Origin of the sequence: Lepagella muris (assembly GCF_004793975.1) — a bacterium.
Taxonomy (GTDB): Bacteria; Bacteroidota; Bacteroidia; order Bacteroidales; family Muribaculaceae; genus Lepagella; species Lepagella muris.
This window is the reverse complement of sequence record NZ_SRYB01000002.1, coordinates 232,077-249,097: the sequence shown is the minus strand read 5'-3', so window position 1 is coordinate 249,097 and position 17,021 is coordinate 232,077. Positions and strand designations below refer to the sequence as shown.

The 17,021-nt window shown below is 48.9% G+C and carries 13 protein-coding genes; 6 read left to right on the top strand and 7 right to left on the bottom strand.

Annotated elements, in window-relative coordinates; genetic code table 11:
* Positions 1-12 precede the first annotated feature (12 nt).
* Positions 13-2,052 (top strand): M13 family metallopeptidase, encoded by a 2,040-nt coding sequence (locus tag E5331_RS02695; protein WP_123482827.1) that lies wholly within the window; start codon positions 13-15, stop codon positions 2,050-2,052.
* A 90-nt stretch (positions 2,053-2,142) separates the two neighbouring features.
* Here E5331_RS02695 and E5331_RS02690 read toward each other — a convergent pair whose 3' ends face one another.
* From E5331_RS02690 to E5331_RS02675, 4 genes are all read right to left on the bottom strand, one after another.
* Positions 2,143-3,087 (bottom strand): ribose-phosphate pyrophosphokinase, encoded by a 945-nt coding sequence (locus tag E5331_RS02690; RefSeq protein WP_135985381.1) that lies wholly within the window; start codon positions 3,085-3,087, stop codon positions 2,143-2,145.
* Positions 3,088-3,148: 61 nt separating this feature from the next.
* Positions 3,149-4,906 (bottom strand): alpha-amylase family glycosyl hydrolase, encoded by a 1,758-nt coding sequence (locus E5331_RS02685; RefSeq protein ID WP_135985383.1) that lies wholly within the window; start codon positions 4,904-4,906, stop codon positions 3,149-3,151.
* A gap of 17 nt (positions 4,907-4,923) precedes the next feature.
* Entirely contained in the window at positions 4,924-5,748 is an 825-nt protein-coding gene (locus E5331_RS02680; protein ID WP_123482830.1) for a patatin-like phospholipase family protein, read from the bottom strand.
* Positions 5,749-5,856: 108 nt separating this feature from the next.
* The gene (locus E5331_RS02675) at positions 5,857-10,428 is read right to left on the bottom strand and encodes a translocation/assembly module TamB domain-containing protein (protein WP_135985385.1); all 4,572 of its coding nucleotides are present in this window, start codon (positions 10,426-10,428) and stop codon (positions 5,857-5,859) included.
* Between the two features lie 311 nt (positions 10,429-10,739).
* Between E5331_RS02675 and tsaD the strand changes: the two genes are divergently transcribed.
* The 5 genes from tsaD to E5331_RS02650 all read left to right on the top strand — a co-directional run bounded on the left by tsaD (position 10,740) and on the right by E5331_RS02650 (position 13,403).
* Complete coding sequence (tsaD, locus tag E5331_RS02670) at positions 10,740-11,756, top strand: tRNA (adenosine(37)-N6)-threonylcarbamoyltransferase complex transferase subunit TsaD (RefSeq protein WP_123482832.1); 1,017 nt, start codon at positions 10,740-10,742, stop codon at positions 11,754-11,756.
* Between the two features lie 12 nt (positions 11,757-11,768).
* Positions 11,769-12,563, top strand: a complete 795-nt coding sequence (locus E5331_RS02665; protein ID WP_123482833.1) for a CinA family protein — start codon at positions 11,769-11,771, stop codon at positions 12,561-12,563.
* 208 nt (positions 12,564-12,771) lie between these two features.
* Positions 12,772-13,035: a 50S ribosomal protein L28 gene (gene rpmB / locus E5331_RS02660; protein WP_123482834.1), complete on the top strand. Its 264-nt coding sequence runs from the start codon at positions 12,772-12,774 to the stop codon at positions 13,033-13,035.
* Positions 13,036-13,051: 16 nt separating this feature from the next.
* A complete protein-coding gene (rpmG, locus tag E5331_RS02655; protein WP_123482835.1) occupies positions 13,052-13,240 on the top strand; it encodes a 50S ribosomal protein L33 in 189 nt (62 codons plus the stop codon).
* A 13-nt stretch (positions 13,241-13,253) separates the two neighbouring features.
* Complete coding sequence (locus E5331_RS02650; RefSeq protein ID WP_123482836.1) at positions 13,254-13,403, top strand: DUF4295 domain-containing protein; 150 nt, start codon at positions 13,254-13,256, stop codon at positions 13,401-13,403.
* 244 nt (positions 13,404-13,647) lie between these two features.
* Here E5331_RS02650 and lpxA read toward each other — a convergent pair whose 3' ends face one another.
* The 3 genes from lpxA to lpxD are packed head-to-tail and all read right to left on the bottom strand — an operon-like array spanning position 13,648 to position 16,813.
* A complete protein-coding gene (lpxA, locus tag E5331_RS02645) occupies positions 13,648-14,427 on the bottom strand; it encodes an acyl-ACP--UDP-N-acetylglucosamine O-acyltransferase (RefSeq protein ID WP_275441036.1) in 780 nt (259 codons plus the stop codon).
* Positions 14,424-15,806: a bifunctional UDP-3-O-[3-hydroxymyristoyl] N-acetylglucosamine deacetylase/3-hydroxyacyl-ACP dehydratase gene (locus E5331_RS02640; RefSeq protein WP_135985387.1), complete on the bottom strand. Its 1,383-nt coding sequence runs from the start codon at positions 15,804-15,806 to the stop codon at positions 14,424-14,426. The genes lpxA and E5331_RS02640 overlap by 4 nt, the downstream gene beginning before the upstream one ends.
* Positions 15,803-16,813 (bottom strand): UDP-3-O-(3-hydroxymyristoyl)glucosamine N-acyltransferase, encoded by a 1,011-nt coding sequence (gene lpxD / locus E5331_RS02635; protein WP_123482839.1) that lies wholly within the window; start codon positions 16,811-16,813, stop codon positions 15,803-15,805. Before lpxD ends, E5331_RS02640 begins: the two co-directional genes overlap by 4 nt.
* Between the last annotated feature and the right edge of the window lie 208 nt (positions 16,814-17,021).

Genomic DNA, 17,021 nt, shown 5'->3' with positions numbered 1-17,021 from the left:
CATATAATAATTATGAGATTTTTTAGCTTAGCTCTTATTTTGGCTATGGCAGCGATTCCATTCACTGCCTCTGCCGAACATCTGAAAAGCGTTGATCCCAAGGGAATCGACCCGAACACACCTGCATCACAGGATTTTTACCAGCACGTCAACAAAGGATGGATGGAGAGTCATCCCCTCACCCCGGAATATGCACGCTATGGTCAGTTTAACATCCTAAATGATTCCAGCAATAACCGTATCCGTCGTATTGTGACAAATCTCTCAAAGAAGAATCCGGCAAAGGGTACCAATGCCTATAAGATTGCATCACTCTACGATGCCGCTATGGATTCCGTACGTCGCAACCAGCTCGGTGCCACACCTATAAAGGCTGACCTTGCAAAGATCGAGAACACCGACCATGACGGCATGACCGACCTTTTCCTCTGGCTTCACAAGAACTATGCATCTCCCCTCTTTGGCGGCGGTCCGATGGAGAACCTTGCCAACAGTAAGGAGTATGCCATGTATGTAAGCGGCGGTGGTCTCTCTTTGGGCGACAGGGATTACTATCTCAAGAACGACAAGCGCAACAAAGACGTCAGAGAGGCTTACCAGAAGCTTATCGAACGCCAGATGATGAATGCCGGCTACAGCAAGAAGGATGCCCGCAGAATCGTGAAAAACGTGATGAAGGTGGAGACCCTTCTCGCCGATTCCACTTGGACCCGTGAGGAGAGCCGCAACATTCCGGCAATGTATAACCCCCGCTCAATCGCACAGCTCAAGGAGATGTATCCTAATCTGCCTTGGGACAGATTCTTCATCGAGACTATGGGGATAGAGACTCCGGAGCAGGTGATTGTCACTGAGATCAATACCGTAAAACAGGCTGACAATCTCTTTGCATCACTCTCTGACCGCGAGAAGAAAGACTATTACCTATGGCAGTATGTCAGAAATGCAGCACCGTTCCTCAGCGACAGTTTCTCTGACGCAGCATTTGAGTTCAACAAGGTCATGAGCGGAGTTCAGGAGCAGCAACCCCGCTGGAAGAGAGCCCTCGGAGTCACTGAAGGTTATCTCGGTGAAGCTATCGGCGAATTATATGTGGAGCAATATTTCCCCCAGTCGTCAAAAGACTATATGATCGGACTGGTGGAGAATCTTCGCACAGCTCTCGGCAAGCACATAATCCACCTTCCCTGGATGAGCGACGACACTAAGGTGCAGGCCATGAAAAAGCTGAATTCCATCACAGTAAAGATCGGTTATCCCGACAAATGGAAGGATTATTCCGAACTTGAGATTGATCCCGCCCTCTCTTATTGGGAGAATGTGCATAATGCCAATATGTGGCAGACGAAAAAGGCTCTCGAGAAATGGGGCAAACCCGTTGACCGCACTGAATGGGGCATGACTCCGCAGACAATCAATGCATACTACAACCCGCTCAACAATGAGATTGTGTTCCCGGCAGGTATCCTTCAGGCTCCGTTCTTTGATCCGGAGGCAAGCGATGCGGAGAACTATGGCGGCATTGGTGTGGTAATCGGTCATGAGCTTACCCATGGTTTCGACGACCAGGGTTGCCAGTTTGATGCTGAAGGTAATATGTCGAACTGGTGGACTCCGGAAGATGCCGAGGCATTTGCCAAACTGACCAACGGTCTTGTGGAGCAATTTTCTGCTGTGGAAGTTCTTCCCGGTCTTCATGCCAACGGACAGTACACACTCGGCGAAAACATTGCCGACCAGGGTGGTCTGAGAATAGCAATGACCGCGTTTCTTGACTCCCAGAAGAAGAAAGGCGTGAATGTGGAATCAGAAGAGGCTATGATCGATGGCTTCACTCCTAAACAGGCCTTCTACCTCAACTTCGCTAATCTTTGGGCAAACAACATCCGCGATGAGGAGATCCGTTCACTCACGTCGGGCGACGTACACTCCCTTGGCAAGAACCGTGTCAACGTGTCGCTTAAGAATCTTGAGCCGTTCTTCGAGTCATTCAGCATCAAGGAGGGTGATCCGATGTTCCGTCCCGCTTCCGAGCGCGTGATCATCTGGTAATCCCACACAAATTACGATACAAAAAAATGGACACGATTGAATCGTGTCCATTTTTTGTATCGCTACATAGTCAAGTATTGACCGTTGATTTTATTTGAAGAGATATTGTGAAGAAATCGACTGGTTGTTGTGGATACGACGGATTGTGTCGGCAAACAGTTTTGCAACAGGGAGCACCACTGCCTTCGGATTCTCCTTAACATACGGGATTGAATCCGTAAATACAATCTCGGTCAGTCCGGATGTCTTAACCCTCTCTGTAGCAGGATCGCTCATCACTGCATGGCTGCACAATGCTCTCACTGACTCTGCCCCGTTCTCCATCAAGAGGTCGGCGGCTTTCGTGATTGTGCCGGCGGTGTCGCTGATGTCGTCCACGAGAACCACGTTCTTGCCAGCCACATCGCCTATGACTGTCATTTTCTCCACTACGTTTGCCTTGGCACGCTGCTTATGGCAAAGCACAAGAGGCACATCGAAATATTTTGCGTATGAATTGGCTCTCTTCGCTCCACCGACATCGGGAGAAGCAATCACCAAATTCTTAAGGTGTAGGCTCTCAATGTAGGGGATAAAAATTGAAGAGGCATATAAATGATCAACCGGCACATTGAAGAATCCCTGAATCTGATCTGCGTGCAAATCCATGGTGATAAGACGGTCAATGCCCGCCACACTCAGAAGGTCTGCCACAAGCTTTGCCGCGATCGACACTCTCGGCTTATCCTTTCTGTCCTGACGCGCCCATCCGAAATAGGGAACCACTGCCACAATCGTGGCTGCCGACGCACGCTTGGCGGCGTCGATCATCAGGAGAAGTTCCATCAGATTGTCCGTATTCGGGAATGTTGATTGAACCAGATAGACCTCGGCACCGCGGATCGACTCCTCGAATGAAACTTCGAACTCGCCGTCGGCAAATGTCTCGATCTTCATTTTGCCTAACTCTATGCCCAGATCCTTGCAGATTGACTCCCCGAGATAATGACTCTTAGTGCCTGCGAAAACCTTTATGGGCGGAAGATAATTGCTCATGATATGAATTGGTAAAAATTGGTTTACAAAATTAAGACTAATTTTTGAATTATCCGCAATTTCAAACCGATTTCTTTTTGCCGCGCAATTGCGACCCCGTCAGTTTACCTCCGGACTGCCCGCGTAACTTGCCTACAGGCAACACTATGGCATCGGCGGCACTCAGATAGACGGAAACCGGTCGGTCGACCGAAAGATTCAACTTATGTGGCTTGCCCCAAAGGAGATCCTCGGTTATAATCTCTCCACGCATCATGCCCGACATATCAAACGCCGTTGCCGGAATATTTATACTGACATGGGATTCCTCGCGTGAGAAATTGACCACGATCAAAAGCACATCATCTCCTTTGTATCTAAGGAATGCAAAATGACGGTGGGGGTCAAAACCCGGATGCTGTAGATTGGCATACATGAGGTCGAAGAATCCACCCTCCCGCAATGCCGCTCGCTCATTACACAAGGTGAGGACCTTCTTGTAGACCTCCCGGAGCCAACGCTCGTGGGGGGATAATAATTCATCGTCGCATTTCCCTCCGTTGATCCAACGTCTTACGGTAGAGATGCTCCAATAGTCGAATATCGTTGTCCTGTCGTTATCTCCGGCAAAGCCTTCGTTGTCGCGCGCCTGCTCGCCGAGTTCCTGACCGTAATAGATCATCACCGGTCCTTTGGAAATCATCGAGGCGGTGACAAGAGAGGGAATCACGCGAAGAGAGTCGCCGGCGTATGCCTTCGAACCGAAACGCACCTCATCATGGTTCTCAAGGAAATTGAGCATACGGTCGCCGATGCCGTCCACGGTCTGCCAGCATCCTGTCAGCTGTGCCGCGCTCCTGCCGTGGGTCTCTATGCCGACAAGCGTATCGTAGAGATTAACCTTGTCATACAGATAGTCGAAACATCCGTAATCAAGGAAGGGACGGTAAAGACCCACATCATAAATCTCTCCTATGAACAACACATCGGGATTGACACTCTTAACCTGCGGTATCGCCCAATGCCAGAATGGCAGCGGCACCATAAACACCATGTCGCAACGGAAACCGTCAACACCCCTCGACACCCAGAACTTCAATATGTGAAGCATCTTGCGCCACGTGTCAGGCACGGGATCAAAATGGTCGGAATTGTCGTTATAGTCATGACCATAGTTCAGTTTCACCGTCTCATACCAATCATTCTTCGAACAGAAAGCCGTGAAACAGTCGTTACCCGTAGCCTTTGCAGGAAATTCCACGTAGGGCACATTACCTTCCGCTCCAAGGTCGAACGACGGATAGAACTGCTGGTTGGATATATAATAGTAGTTGTTGTCGCGCGCAAAATTCATCCGCATATCGTCATTCTTGCCGAAATCCTCGACGCCTGCAGGCGCAACGTCTGAATGATAGATACGCGCCGTATGGTTAGGCACAAAATCTATTATCACCTTCATATTCTCGGAATGAATGCGCTTCACGAGTGATTCAAATTCCTTCATACGGTCCGGCACAGATTCTGCCAGAGCCGGATCCACGTCATAATAGTCTTTTATCGCATACGGAGATCCCGCCTCACCTTTCACCACGTTAGGGTTGTCAGGAGTGATGCCATATTGGCTGAAATCCGTCTTGGTGGCATGCTCTATGACGCCGGTGAGCCAAAGGCAATTGACGCCCAATTCCTTTATAGAACGGAGTATGTGGGGAGTGAAGTCATTAAACTTTCCACTACCGTTCTGCCTCAATGTGCCCCAAGGCACGCAATTCGGATTCTGATTGGCGAATATTCGTGGAAACAGCTGATAGATAATAAGTCTTTCCTTTAAATCGTTCATGTCAGTAATTTTTTCGACTATTTGTTGTGCATCTGCTTATTTTGTATCTGCTCAAGTACCCTGCAAGCAGCATCATATCCTACTGTGACCCCTTTCCGGAGGCTGGATAAGTCAAATGTCCGTACATTCGACAGATTCTGGATCTCTATTACATGGTCACACAAACGCAGGTCCTGCGGCGTGTTGGATTTCATCATGAGATGAAACGAGCGATAGGCTATGTCGATTATTGAGTTGCGGGTCTCCCCCTTCTTCCGGATGGGGCTACAGTTGCTGCCGTAGAGCACTCCGCAGTAATTTCGTATCGCCCACGCCGGCAAATTACGGAGAACGCCGCCATCAACATAGCTGACGCCATTTATTCTCACCGGATTAAAAATTATCGGGATACTACATGATGCCAACACCCTCGGAACAATCTCTCCCTTACACCATCCCACCGATGTGCCCTTATCAAGGTCGGTGGCACAGATCACTGTCGGGATACGCATATCCTCAAGACGCTTGACCGGGAGCCAGCTATCGAGCAACTTCCCGAAGCGGTCAAGACGCATGAATCCCTCCTTAGGCAAAGACCATTCCGTGAAATCGCCAAATCTGTCCGCCTCCGTGAAGCATTGGATGATATCATCAGGGGTAAGACCGGATCCATATAGCGCAGCGGCTATCGACCCTGCCGAAACTCCTGATATTATTCCGGGTTGTATTCCGAATTGCTCAAACGCCTTCAGCACACCTATATGTGAAAAGCCTTTGGCACCGCCTCCACTAAGAGCCAGACCAACTGTATTGTCTTTCAAGAACCCAAAACGCTCTAATATACCATCTATTTTCCAGACCATGTAAATTCCGGTTTGCGGACCAGGTAGTCCGCTTTATTTTTAGGTCGCAAATATAATAAATTTTGTTTCTTCTACCAAAAAATTGCATATAATACGCATCAAAGTTCTCTAATCCTCACTATCCTTAACGCTATCGAGGATGCTGTCGGAGCGGTTCTCTTTAGTAATACCGTCTGTTTTATCCTGTACATCATTCTTTTTATGACGTCTCCGGCGCAGGAAGGTGAACGGATTGTCGAAGTCTTTGCGGTAGACCACTCCAAGACCCTGTGTGGTCAAAGCCTCACGGAGATAGTAGTTCTGATCATTGAAATGGTTATATGCTTTCAGTCGCAGGTTGCCGTTGCGACTGAGAAGGTATTCTATGTCGAAATCACCGACAAACGTGGTGTTGGACGTGCTCTTGTCGCGGTATCCGAAATTGCCGTTGACAAGAAGACGATTGTTGAGAAGGCGTGATGAAAGAGCCACATCCATCTCAAAATCCGAGAAATCCCCCTTGTCGCTCCTGAATGACGGGGCAAGCGTGAACTTATCCGTGAGTTGTCCGATCATGTTCGACAATTGCGACGACAGGGTCGTGGATGCCACAGCCGCCAACTCACCACCATTGCCCGACGAACCCATATATTCGGGAGTATAGAACCGGTTAAGGGCAAGAAGATAGATTATCTGGCGACTCATCATGTCATCGGTAGATATGATGCTCTTCACCTTTCTCCCCACGTCCTGAGTGAGCGTCGGCAGGTCAATGTCGAACGTGATGTCGGGATGCTGCATCTCCCCCTTTACATTAAGGAGGGCATCCACCGGCACGTTTGTCCGGGCAAGTTCCGGATCGGTGGAGAAACTTTTATCAAGGTCCGAAAGATTGGTGTTGACCCTATAGCTTGCCGTTATATCAAGATAGGCGTTGAGAGGGTCGCCGTTAAAGGAGATGGAACTGCCGGGGCGTATGGAGAAATTGCGAAGGATAAGGTCCTGCAATGAGAAATTATAGCTCCCTTCCGAGAGCGTGTACTTCCCGAGCATCTGCATCTCGTCGGAATCCGACTCATAGTCTATCTGTATCGCGCCGTTGCCGCGTGCCGTTATCTTGTCGCCAACCACCGGATCCATCACGAGGGTCATCAGTGCCGATGGTGATACGGTGGCGCGTATGTCCATCATGAATCTGGTGGGGTCAGATGCCTCATTCTCTATCTTCTTGCGGAATGATGCAAGAAGATCCTGCACACTGTCGCGTTGCTGCGTCTCCAGCTCCTTCTTGCGTTTGTCGGTAAACGTAAGGAAATGATAATCGGAGGCAGCCTCCGTGTCATTGAGCACAAACGTGAACGCGGAACGGTCAGTGATATCCATATCTACGGAGACCGACACCGTGCCGGGCCATCCCTTCACAGATGCACTGCCGTCGCCATAGATGGTGCCATACCAGTCGGGGTTCATCTTGCTGTTTGTGTCATAGCAGAGCAGCTGTCGTGCATCGGTTATGCGGAACGTGAAGCTCGGGTCGTGGAAATAGCGGTGCTTGAGTTCTCCCGACAGTATTGCGGAATGTCCGTCACGGTCATACAGACGGAATGATGGTATGCGTATCAGACCCGGGTCAAGATATACGGAATCCGTGCCATGATAAGTGGTGTTGGTATAGTCAAGCTTTATAGATATGGAGTCGCCGAGAATGCGTCCGGCGAGATCTATATCGCTGAACGTGCCATACAGCTTGGCATTTCCACTGGCATAACCTTTCACTTCTGAAGAGAAGGCTCCCATGAACGGGGCGAGGAATCCAACCGGAACCCTGTCGGCATCTATCGAGAAGCTAAGTGAATCCCGAGTCACCCATATACCTCCGCCTATCGAAGCTTTCCGGCGTCCGTCCTGTCTTACATCGGCAGATATCGCCACCTCCTTCTCGTCGTTATCCCATTCGCTTTTAATGACGGCATCTCCAAGCACGGCTCCATTATAGGCGAACTCCTTTACTGAAAGATTGTCGGTAAACGCCTTAGGCTCCTTGCTCAATACTCCGTATGCCGTCACATCGCCTGTGGCAGTACCTCCGAAAGTGACATAATTTATATTGAGTGTGTCAAACACGTAGCCCAAGTCTATGGATGCAAGTTTCACGCTGATGGAATCCGTAGGCAATGACGATGCCACTCCGTTGATTCCCACGAATTGACCATCATGCCATATCTTTATTCCGTCTGCCCTTATCTCATTCCCGGAATACGTCAAAGCCGACTTGTCGATATTCCATTTCGCGCTACCCATACTGAACATGGAGGGCTTGATCTCTACCGATACGTCGGGGTTGCCCGACAGTTCATTGCGGCTTATCCCTGCGTTAAGCGAGAGTGAACCCTTGAAATTACTGTTCTCTGTGTTTATCCAATCCACATCGGCAAAGATGTCATCATCACATCCCGACAGGTTTATGCCTACAGTAAGTTCACCTTTCTTTACCGGGAAAGTGGTGGCTATCTCCACATCGGCGCTTCGGTTATTACCGTCGATATTGGCTATCAATCGGTTGTCCCTAAGCAATTTTGACTTCCCTTGCTGAAGATATGGTATGTCAATGGCAAGCGAAGCTGTGTTCGCCTCCCCTCTTACATCTCCATCGACAGACACCGGCACAAGCAACCTGACCGGGAGTTTTAGAAAGTCGGGCAACGTATTGTCGGGCTTTATCTGGAACGAGAACTCCATCTCCGGCTTCAGATCCATCTCATGATTTTTGGGTATCACAAGACTCGGCAATACAGGGGAAGCCATATCGACAAGCGTAGGCGGAAGATCCTTTAACCTGAAGGCTCCCGAAATCTCGCCGTCAATCCAGTCGCTCATGAGGGTGAGATGACGCTCATCCTCCCCGGCATCTGACCTCAACACGAGATGGTCAAGGTCAATACCCTCTGACGCACTCTTTCGGAAGGATATATCCGTGAGACGCACTTCGCCTCTGACGTTATCCTCGGTGTTCCCCTCCAGATCCGCTATGAGACTGCCTTTGAGATTATAGCCGTCATATTTAGGAAGGAATCCAAATTCCGACAAATAAAGACGCTCTATATCCGTGCGCAGATTCATCCATGATTCCTCTCCATCCACGTGTGCCGTGCCGTCAGCCGAGAATATGGCTATATCATTAGATACAGATGTCGTGAAATCAAAGTCCTTGTCCGATTTCTTTAGGAAAGCCGATACCCCTCCATAAATACCACCGTTCAACTCAATCTCCGGCACGTATACGTCAACCTCCCCGTCAACATCTCTACCCGACAACATACCCGACAGATTGACTGTGGCATTGACCATTCCTACTTTACCCTTGCCGAGAAGTCGTCTGACATCGAACCCTCCGGTGCTTATCTCTCCTGAGAAGCGTCCCTTCCCCTCGGAGACTCCGTTGGCAACGCCCGTGACATTAAGATCGCCACACCCGCTCGTGAGGCGGCAATCCACCTCATACGCTCCATCTGCAATATTACCCTGTCCGGTTGCAGCCACATCCAGATACCTGAGGTTTGAAAGATAACCTACCAACTGAGGTGAAATGGTGGTGACAGACCTCACCAGCTCCGACATTCCCATATCGGAGAGACGCATCCTAAGATTATCAAGCGAGAAAGCAGCAGATTTTATGCTGTCGAGATTCCGGCAACCACCTTCAAACTCAATCAGCACGTCGTCGCGACTGCTTAATGCAAAACGCGACACATCGATGTCGCTCAGATTACCATGCAGATCGACCGACAGGTCAAACGGCATGACGTAACGCCTCAATTCCGGGACAATCCAACTGAAATCAGCCGCTGTAATCCGGTTGTCAAGCATCACAAGATTATATTCTCCAGTTTTCAAGGATTCGGCAATACCGGAAAAATCATCAAATTCCACGACAAAATCCGAAGGACGAAGCTCCGTAGCCGGAAGCTGCAATATGAAATTCTCAACGGATATGGACTGCGGCGTAACATGCGCACGAAATGCAAGCTTATCCACCACAAGACCGCCCGACATACGGAATGATAGACGCCGAAGGTCAATCTTATAGTCTTCATTGCTTAGGCGAGGGAATGTTATATCTGCCTTCAGGTCAGAAATTCGGAGATGGTTGAAGTCGGTCTTCACTCCAAGGCTATCATGAGGCATCCACCGACGGTCGAACGTAATGCCGCACTGTCGCAACACCACGTTGCGGAGATTAATATCAAAAGGCGTCGGCGGCTTATTTTTATCCTTTGGCTTGAATGCGTCGATGATAAACGCGATGTTGAGCGGACCATGCTCCGCTTCCTGCACAATCCTTCCATCCAGACCTATGATCTCACCAAACGTTATCTCAATCCCGTCACCCTCTATAAGACGCAGGATATTGATGCCCGCACCGACAGTCTCCACATGAAGGCATAGCTCCTTCTCGGGAGTATAGACGTCAAGGTCATGGATAACAACTTCATTAAACGGATGCAATGACAGCGTGCCTATCCTCACATCCCCCTTAATGAATTTCGATGCCTCCCTTTGGGCAATATCGCGCAACTCGTTCTGCACAAAAGGGACCGACAACAATATATATAATATGAGATATAGCGCGGCGACAAGCACTATCACCGAAAACAGCAGGCTGCGCGCCACCCTATAGACGTTTCTAAGGCTCAGTTTCATAACAAAAGGTCGCAACAGTCACATCCCTGAGTCTATTCCGGAGTCTTGAGCGATTGAGCTTAGCATAATGAGCGATTGGGACAAAGCTCCGGAAGCAGTCAGGCAGACGTGACCGGGAACTAACTTTATTATTACATAATTCCATGCAAATTTAATCATTTTAAACCAAACATCCGCTATATCCCACCATTATTCTAAACTATTCCAAACTTACCATTCTAAACTGCCGCAAACTTACCAACTTTCAGACTTACGTATTTTGTCATTCCAACTAAATAAATTAACTTTGTAGCATAAAACTAAAAAAGGAAATGAGTATCTACATCCTTGGTATCGAATCTTCATGCGACGACACATCGGCTGCCGTCATCTGCGATGGGTATTTGAAGAGCAACGTCATCGCGAGCCAGAAAGTGCACGAAGCCTTCGGCGGCGTGGTGCCGGAGCTTGCATCGCGTGCGCATCAGCAGAACATAGTCCCGGTAGTCAGCGAGGCGCTACGCCAGGCAGGGATTGAAAAGAAAGATCTTGCAGCCATTGCCTTCACAAGAGGACCGGGACTCCTCGGGTCGCTCCTCGTGGGCACATCGTTTGCAAAGGGGATGGCTATCGGGCTGGGCATACCGCTCGTAGACGTAAACCACCTGCATGCCCACGTACTCTCGCACTTCATAAAGACGGAGGAGAATGACGAAGTGCCGGAATTCCCATTCCTGTGCCTGCTGATTTCCGGAGGAAATTCACAGATTGTAATGGTAAGGAGTCCGTATGACATGGAAATAATCGGGAAGACAATCGATGATGCTGCCGGAGAGGCTTTCGACAAATGTGCGAAAGTGATGGGGCTACCCTATCCCGGAGGTCCGCATATCGACCGACTCGCGAAAATTGGCGACCCGAAGAGATTCAGATTCAGCAAGCCGCATATCCCCGGACTTGACTATTCTTTCAGCGGACTAAAGACTTCGTTCCTATATACCGTCAGGGATGGAATGAAAGAGGATCCGGCCTTCATCTCCAACAATCAGGCTGACCTCGCAGCTTCCCTACAGCACACCATAATAGATATACTCACCGACAAACTCGCAAAAACGCCCCAACTGAAGGAGGTGAGGCATCTCGCGATCGGTGGCGGAGTATCGGCAAATTCCGGAGTAAGGGAGGCGATACAACGCTTTTGCGACAACAGGGGGATACAGGCTTGGATCCCTCCAAGAGCCTTCACCACTGACAATGCTGCCATGGTGGCTGCTGCCGGCTATTTCAAATATCTTTCAAACGACTTCTGCGACCTCTCGTTACCTCCCTACTCCAGAGTCACTGTCTGAACATCAACGCTTATGGTCAATAAAAAACAAAATTCAAAAACATCGGCAGACCCGGACAAGCATACCGAGACTCGCCATGTCGTGATATACGGATACACGAAGCAGGAGATCAACAAAATCCTGAAGCATTTCGCGGCTCATCTGCCCGAATACGTGAAAATATCAATCGACACCTCTAATCTCGTCACTAAAATTACTCTTACGGGAGTGGATTCCGGTGTGGAGCTGCTGAGATTCAACATGAACAGGTATCACAGCACCCTCAATATGATTTTCTCGCAAGACGTGGTGGCTATGGAAGACAAGACGATAGCCCAGACTCTCGGAGAGCTTCTGCATGAACGCGAGCTTACGGTGTCGTGTGCCGAGAGCTGCACAGGTGGCAATCTCGCCCATAGGATTGTGCAAGTGCCGGGATCATCGTCTTATTTCTTAGGGAGCGTGGTCAGCTATGCCAATGATGTCAAGACCAACGTGCTTAAAGTGCCGAAGGAGGAGATTTCCCGGCATGGAGCCGTAAGCAAGACCGTGGTGGAGGCTATGGCTAAGGGGGTGGCGAAACTTATGCGCACGGATTGCGCGATTGCCACATCCGGAATTGCCGGACCCGACGGCGGCACTTCCCTAAAACCGGTAGGCACCGTATGGTTTGCCGCAAAATATGGTGACACCGTAGTCAGCGAATGCATCCATTTCAAGGGCGACAGGAACACCGTCATTGAAAGCGCGACAAATCATGGCATGGTGATGCTGATAAATCTCCTCAAAAACTGCTACGTGATGCAGGAGGACGTCAACGACGACTGAAAAATGTCATTTTTTATATACTTTTATTCAATTTCTCAAAATTCCCGCCAATACCGTTTGCATATTTGACCGAAATTAACTAATTTTGCACCCGGTTTGTGGCACATCCTTGAAAGCGACCGTAATGATGCAGACGGAAGCGATATGAGAAATGAGATGGCGGCCTCATTCCCCAAGTGATTTTTTATTCAATAAAAAAACAACAGCCATGTCAAAAGTTTGTCAGATTTCAGGCAAAAAACCATCTGTGGGCAACAACGTTTCCCACTCAAAGCGTCGCACAAAACGCAAATTTAACGTCAACCTCCACAAGAAGAAATTCTATTGGGTTGAGCAGGATATGTGGATCGAGCTTCTCGTGTCAGCTCATGCTCTCCGCACAATTAACAAGATCGGTCTTAACGCCGCTCTTAAAAAAGCCGAGAAAGAAGGCAACCTCGACTTTAAAGACATCACAATTGTTTCTCTTTAATCAGATTTTCTAAACTATGGCAAAGAAAGCGAAAGGCAATAGAGTGCAGGTAATCCTTGAATGCACCGAACACAAAGCCAGCGGGATGCCCGGAATGTCGAGATACATCACCACAAAAAACCGCAAAAATACAACAGGACGTCTGGAGTTGAAAAAATACAACCCCATCCTTAAGAGAATGACCATTCATAAAGAAATAAAATAAGCACCACTGAACCATGGCAAAGAAAACCGTCGCGTCTCTTCAAAAAGGTGAAGGACGTACTTTCAGCAAAATCATCGTAATGGAGAAATCTCCTAAAACAGGCGCTTATATCTTCAAAGAGGAAATGGTGCCAAACGACGCAGTACAGGCTGCACTGAAATGATTCCAACTCTCAATTCATAATCCTGATCGGGGGAACTACGCTGGCGCAGTTCCCCCGATCTCTTTTATCGCCCTATCATGATAAAACATGATCCATCATGATATATCATGTTGTATCATGTTGCAACATGATATATCATGCAAAAAAACTCCCCAAAAAAGAAAGAAAAAAAAAACGGGCTGTCATCGGAATCCCCGATGACAGCCCGGTTAATATTTATCGCGAAGGATATCTCGCCAAAGGCTTATACCGCCGAACGGATAATGCCTCGCTCTGAGTTAACGACGAATTTGACAATCTCATCCCTATACGATGACTCCGGAAGAGTCTCCTGCACGAGCTTTATGGCATTCGTCACGTTAAGATCGCTGAGATACAATACACGATAGATCTCCGCTATCTTCTGGATATCCTCCTGAGAGAAGCCATTACGGTGCAGCCCTATGGTGTTGAGTCCGACGTAAGATATCGGCTCGCGTGCTGCCTTGACGTAAGGAGGGATATCCTTATTGACAAGCGCACCACCCTGAAGCATGATGTTTCTACCAAGATGACAGAACTGATGGACAAGACTGCCGCCTCCGATCACTGCATAATCGTCAACCACCACCTCACCGGCAAGCTGACACGCATTAGATATGATGACCCTGTTGCCTATCACGCAATCATGCGCCACGTGGTTGTAAGCCATAATAAGGCAATTGCTCCCGACAACAGTCTTACCCTTGGAGGCTGTGCCTCGGTTGACAGTGACACACTCACGCAACGTGGTGCCGTCGCCAACGTAGGCGTATGTCTCCTCCCCACGAAATTTCAGATCCTGCGGTATGGCTGAGATGACTGCTCCGGGGAATATCTTCACACCGGAACCGATACGCGCACCGGGATAAATTGTAACATTTCCGGCAATCTCACAGTTATCGCCTATCTCTACATTTTCATAGATATTGGTGAAATTGCCTATCGTTACATTGTTCCCGATCTTTGCCTCGGGATGAACATAATACATGTTGCTCATTTTCACTTATTCTTTATTATCTGAGCCATAAATTCTGCCTCACAAACTATCTTCTCTCCGACAAACGCATAGCCCTTGACCACGGCACAGCCTCGTCTGATCTCCGTCATAAGGCTGACGTTGAGAAGCAAAGTATTGCCAGGCACTACTTTCTGGCGGAACTTCACGTTGTCGATCTTCAGGAAGTAGGTGCTGTATTTCTCCGGCTCCTCAAGGAAATTCAATACAAGCACTCCTGCCGCCTGTGCCATTGCCTCGATCTGAAGCACTCCAGGCATAACCGGCTCCTGTGGGAAATGTCCGGGGAAGAATGGCTCATTGACCGTCACGTTCTTGACTGCCACGCAATGCTTCTTGTCGATCTCTATGACCTTATCGATGAGAAGGAACGGATAGCGGTGGGGAAGCATGCCGCAGATTGCATTGATATCGAGAATCGGCTCGATGTTGGGATTATAGCAAGGAGCCTGTATCTCCGTGTGACGCACCTCCTTGCGGATCATGCGTGTGAACTTATTATTGATTGTGTGTCCCGGACGGATAGCCACTACCCTGCCCTTGATCGGGCGGCCTATGAGCGAGAGATCGCCGATTACGTCCATCAGTTTATGGCGTGCTGGTTCATTATCCCACGTCAATGGCTGTGGATTGATATAGCCAAGCTCACCCACTTTCATGTGAGCCACGTTCATAAGGTCGCAAAGACGGTCGATGCTCTCCTGGCTTACCGGCTCATCATAAATCACGATTGCATTGTCGATGTCGCCACCCTTGATGAGTCCATGCTGGAGAAGACCCTCGATCTCCCTCACAAACACGAAGGTGCGTGCGCTTGCTACCTCCTGCTTGAACTCCGCCATATCGTCAAGCACGGCAAACTGGTTGGGAAGCACCTTGGAATTATATTCCACCATCACCTCCACGCTGAAGTGGTCGTCGGGATAGATTGTGATCTGCGATCCTGTGGCATCATCGCGGAAGCGTACCTTCTCCTTTATTATATAGAAATCCTTATCGGCTTTCTGCTCTTCCACTCCCACTTCCTCTATGGCATTGATATAGCTTATCGCACTTCCGTCAAGGATGGGGAGCTCCGGTCCGTTCACCTCAATGAGACAGTTGTCGATCATAGATGCGTAAAGGGCAGCCAAGGCATGCTCAACCGTGCTTACCTTCACATCCTTCTTAGCCAACACGGTGCCGCGCTGGGTATCGACCACGTTTTCAGCAAGAGCCTCAACGATAGGCTCGCCCTCAAGGTCAATGCGCTTGAATTTATAACCATGATTTTCCGGAGCCGGAAGGAATGTAGCCGTAATCTCCAGCCCTGAATGAAGCCCCTTGCCACTGACGGTGAAGGGTGCCTTTAGTGTCATCTGTTTCATTGTTTCCTGATGTTTTTAATTTCGTCATAAAGCTTGCCAAGATTCTTCAGATACACTTGATTCTTGGCAAATTGGCGCGCATCTATCGCAGGGTAGCCGATAATACGCCGTTTGCTGCCTACATTGTTGGGGATCCCCGACTGCGCACCTATCTCATTATAATCTCCCACTTTTATATGCCCGGCGAAACCACACTGACCACCGACCATGTTGCCGTCGCCGATATGCGTCGACCCGGCTATGCCGGTCTGGGCGGCAAATACGTTGCTTCTGCCGATCGTAACATTGTGGGCTACCTGTATTAGATTGTCGAGCTTGGTCCCCTCGCCGATAACGGTGCTCCCGAATGTGGCGCGGTCTATGGTAGTGTTTGCTCCGATCTCCACGTCGTCGCAGATCTCGACGATGCCCGTCTGCGGAAGTTTCTCAAACTTGCCGTCGTGAGGGGCGAAGCCAAACCCATCGGCACCTATCACCGCGCCAGAATGAAGTATGCAGCGTGAGCCTATGCGGCATCCCTCGTAGACCTTCACTCCGGAACGCAACACGCTGTCGTCGCCGATCTCACAGCCGTCGCCCACATATACCTGAGGATAGATCTTGACATTCTTTCCTAATTTCACGCCTTTCCCGATATATGCAAACGCTCCTATATATACATGCTCCGGAAGAGCTACACCCTCCGACACGTAAGACGGCTGCTCCACGCCCTCAGGCTGTGGCTTCATCCCCTCCACCATCCTGAGAAGCTGTGCAAGCGTGGCGTATGGATCTGCCACTCTTATCAACACCGGCGTAACTGGCTTATCCACTACAAAATTCTTGCCTACAAGTACTGCCGTCGCACCGGTAGTCTCTATATAGTGGGCATACTTGGGATTCGCTATAAAACTGAGATCGCCCGGCCTTGCCTCCTCTATCTTGGCAAAGCCGGTTATAACTGCGTTTTCATCTCCTTCCACATCCCCCCCGGTCAGAGCTGCAAGGCTCTTCGGTGTTATCTCCATAATTTGGTCTGGATTAATTTTTTTTGCAAATATCGTAATTTTTTTATAAATAACCATAAGATTACCCCACTATTGCACACCGGAACACTTATAATTACAATTATTCAAGTTTTTTTTGACCATTTAAAGAAAAATTGCTACATTTGCACAGAGTTTTCACCTATGAAAAAACATAGGTAATATTATTTTTCTAATTCAAAAATACTTA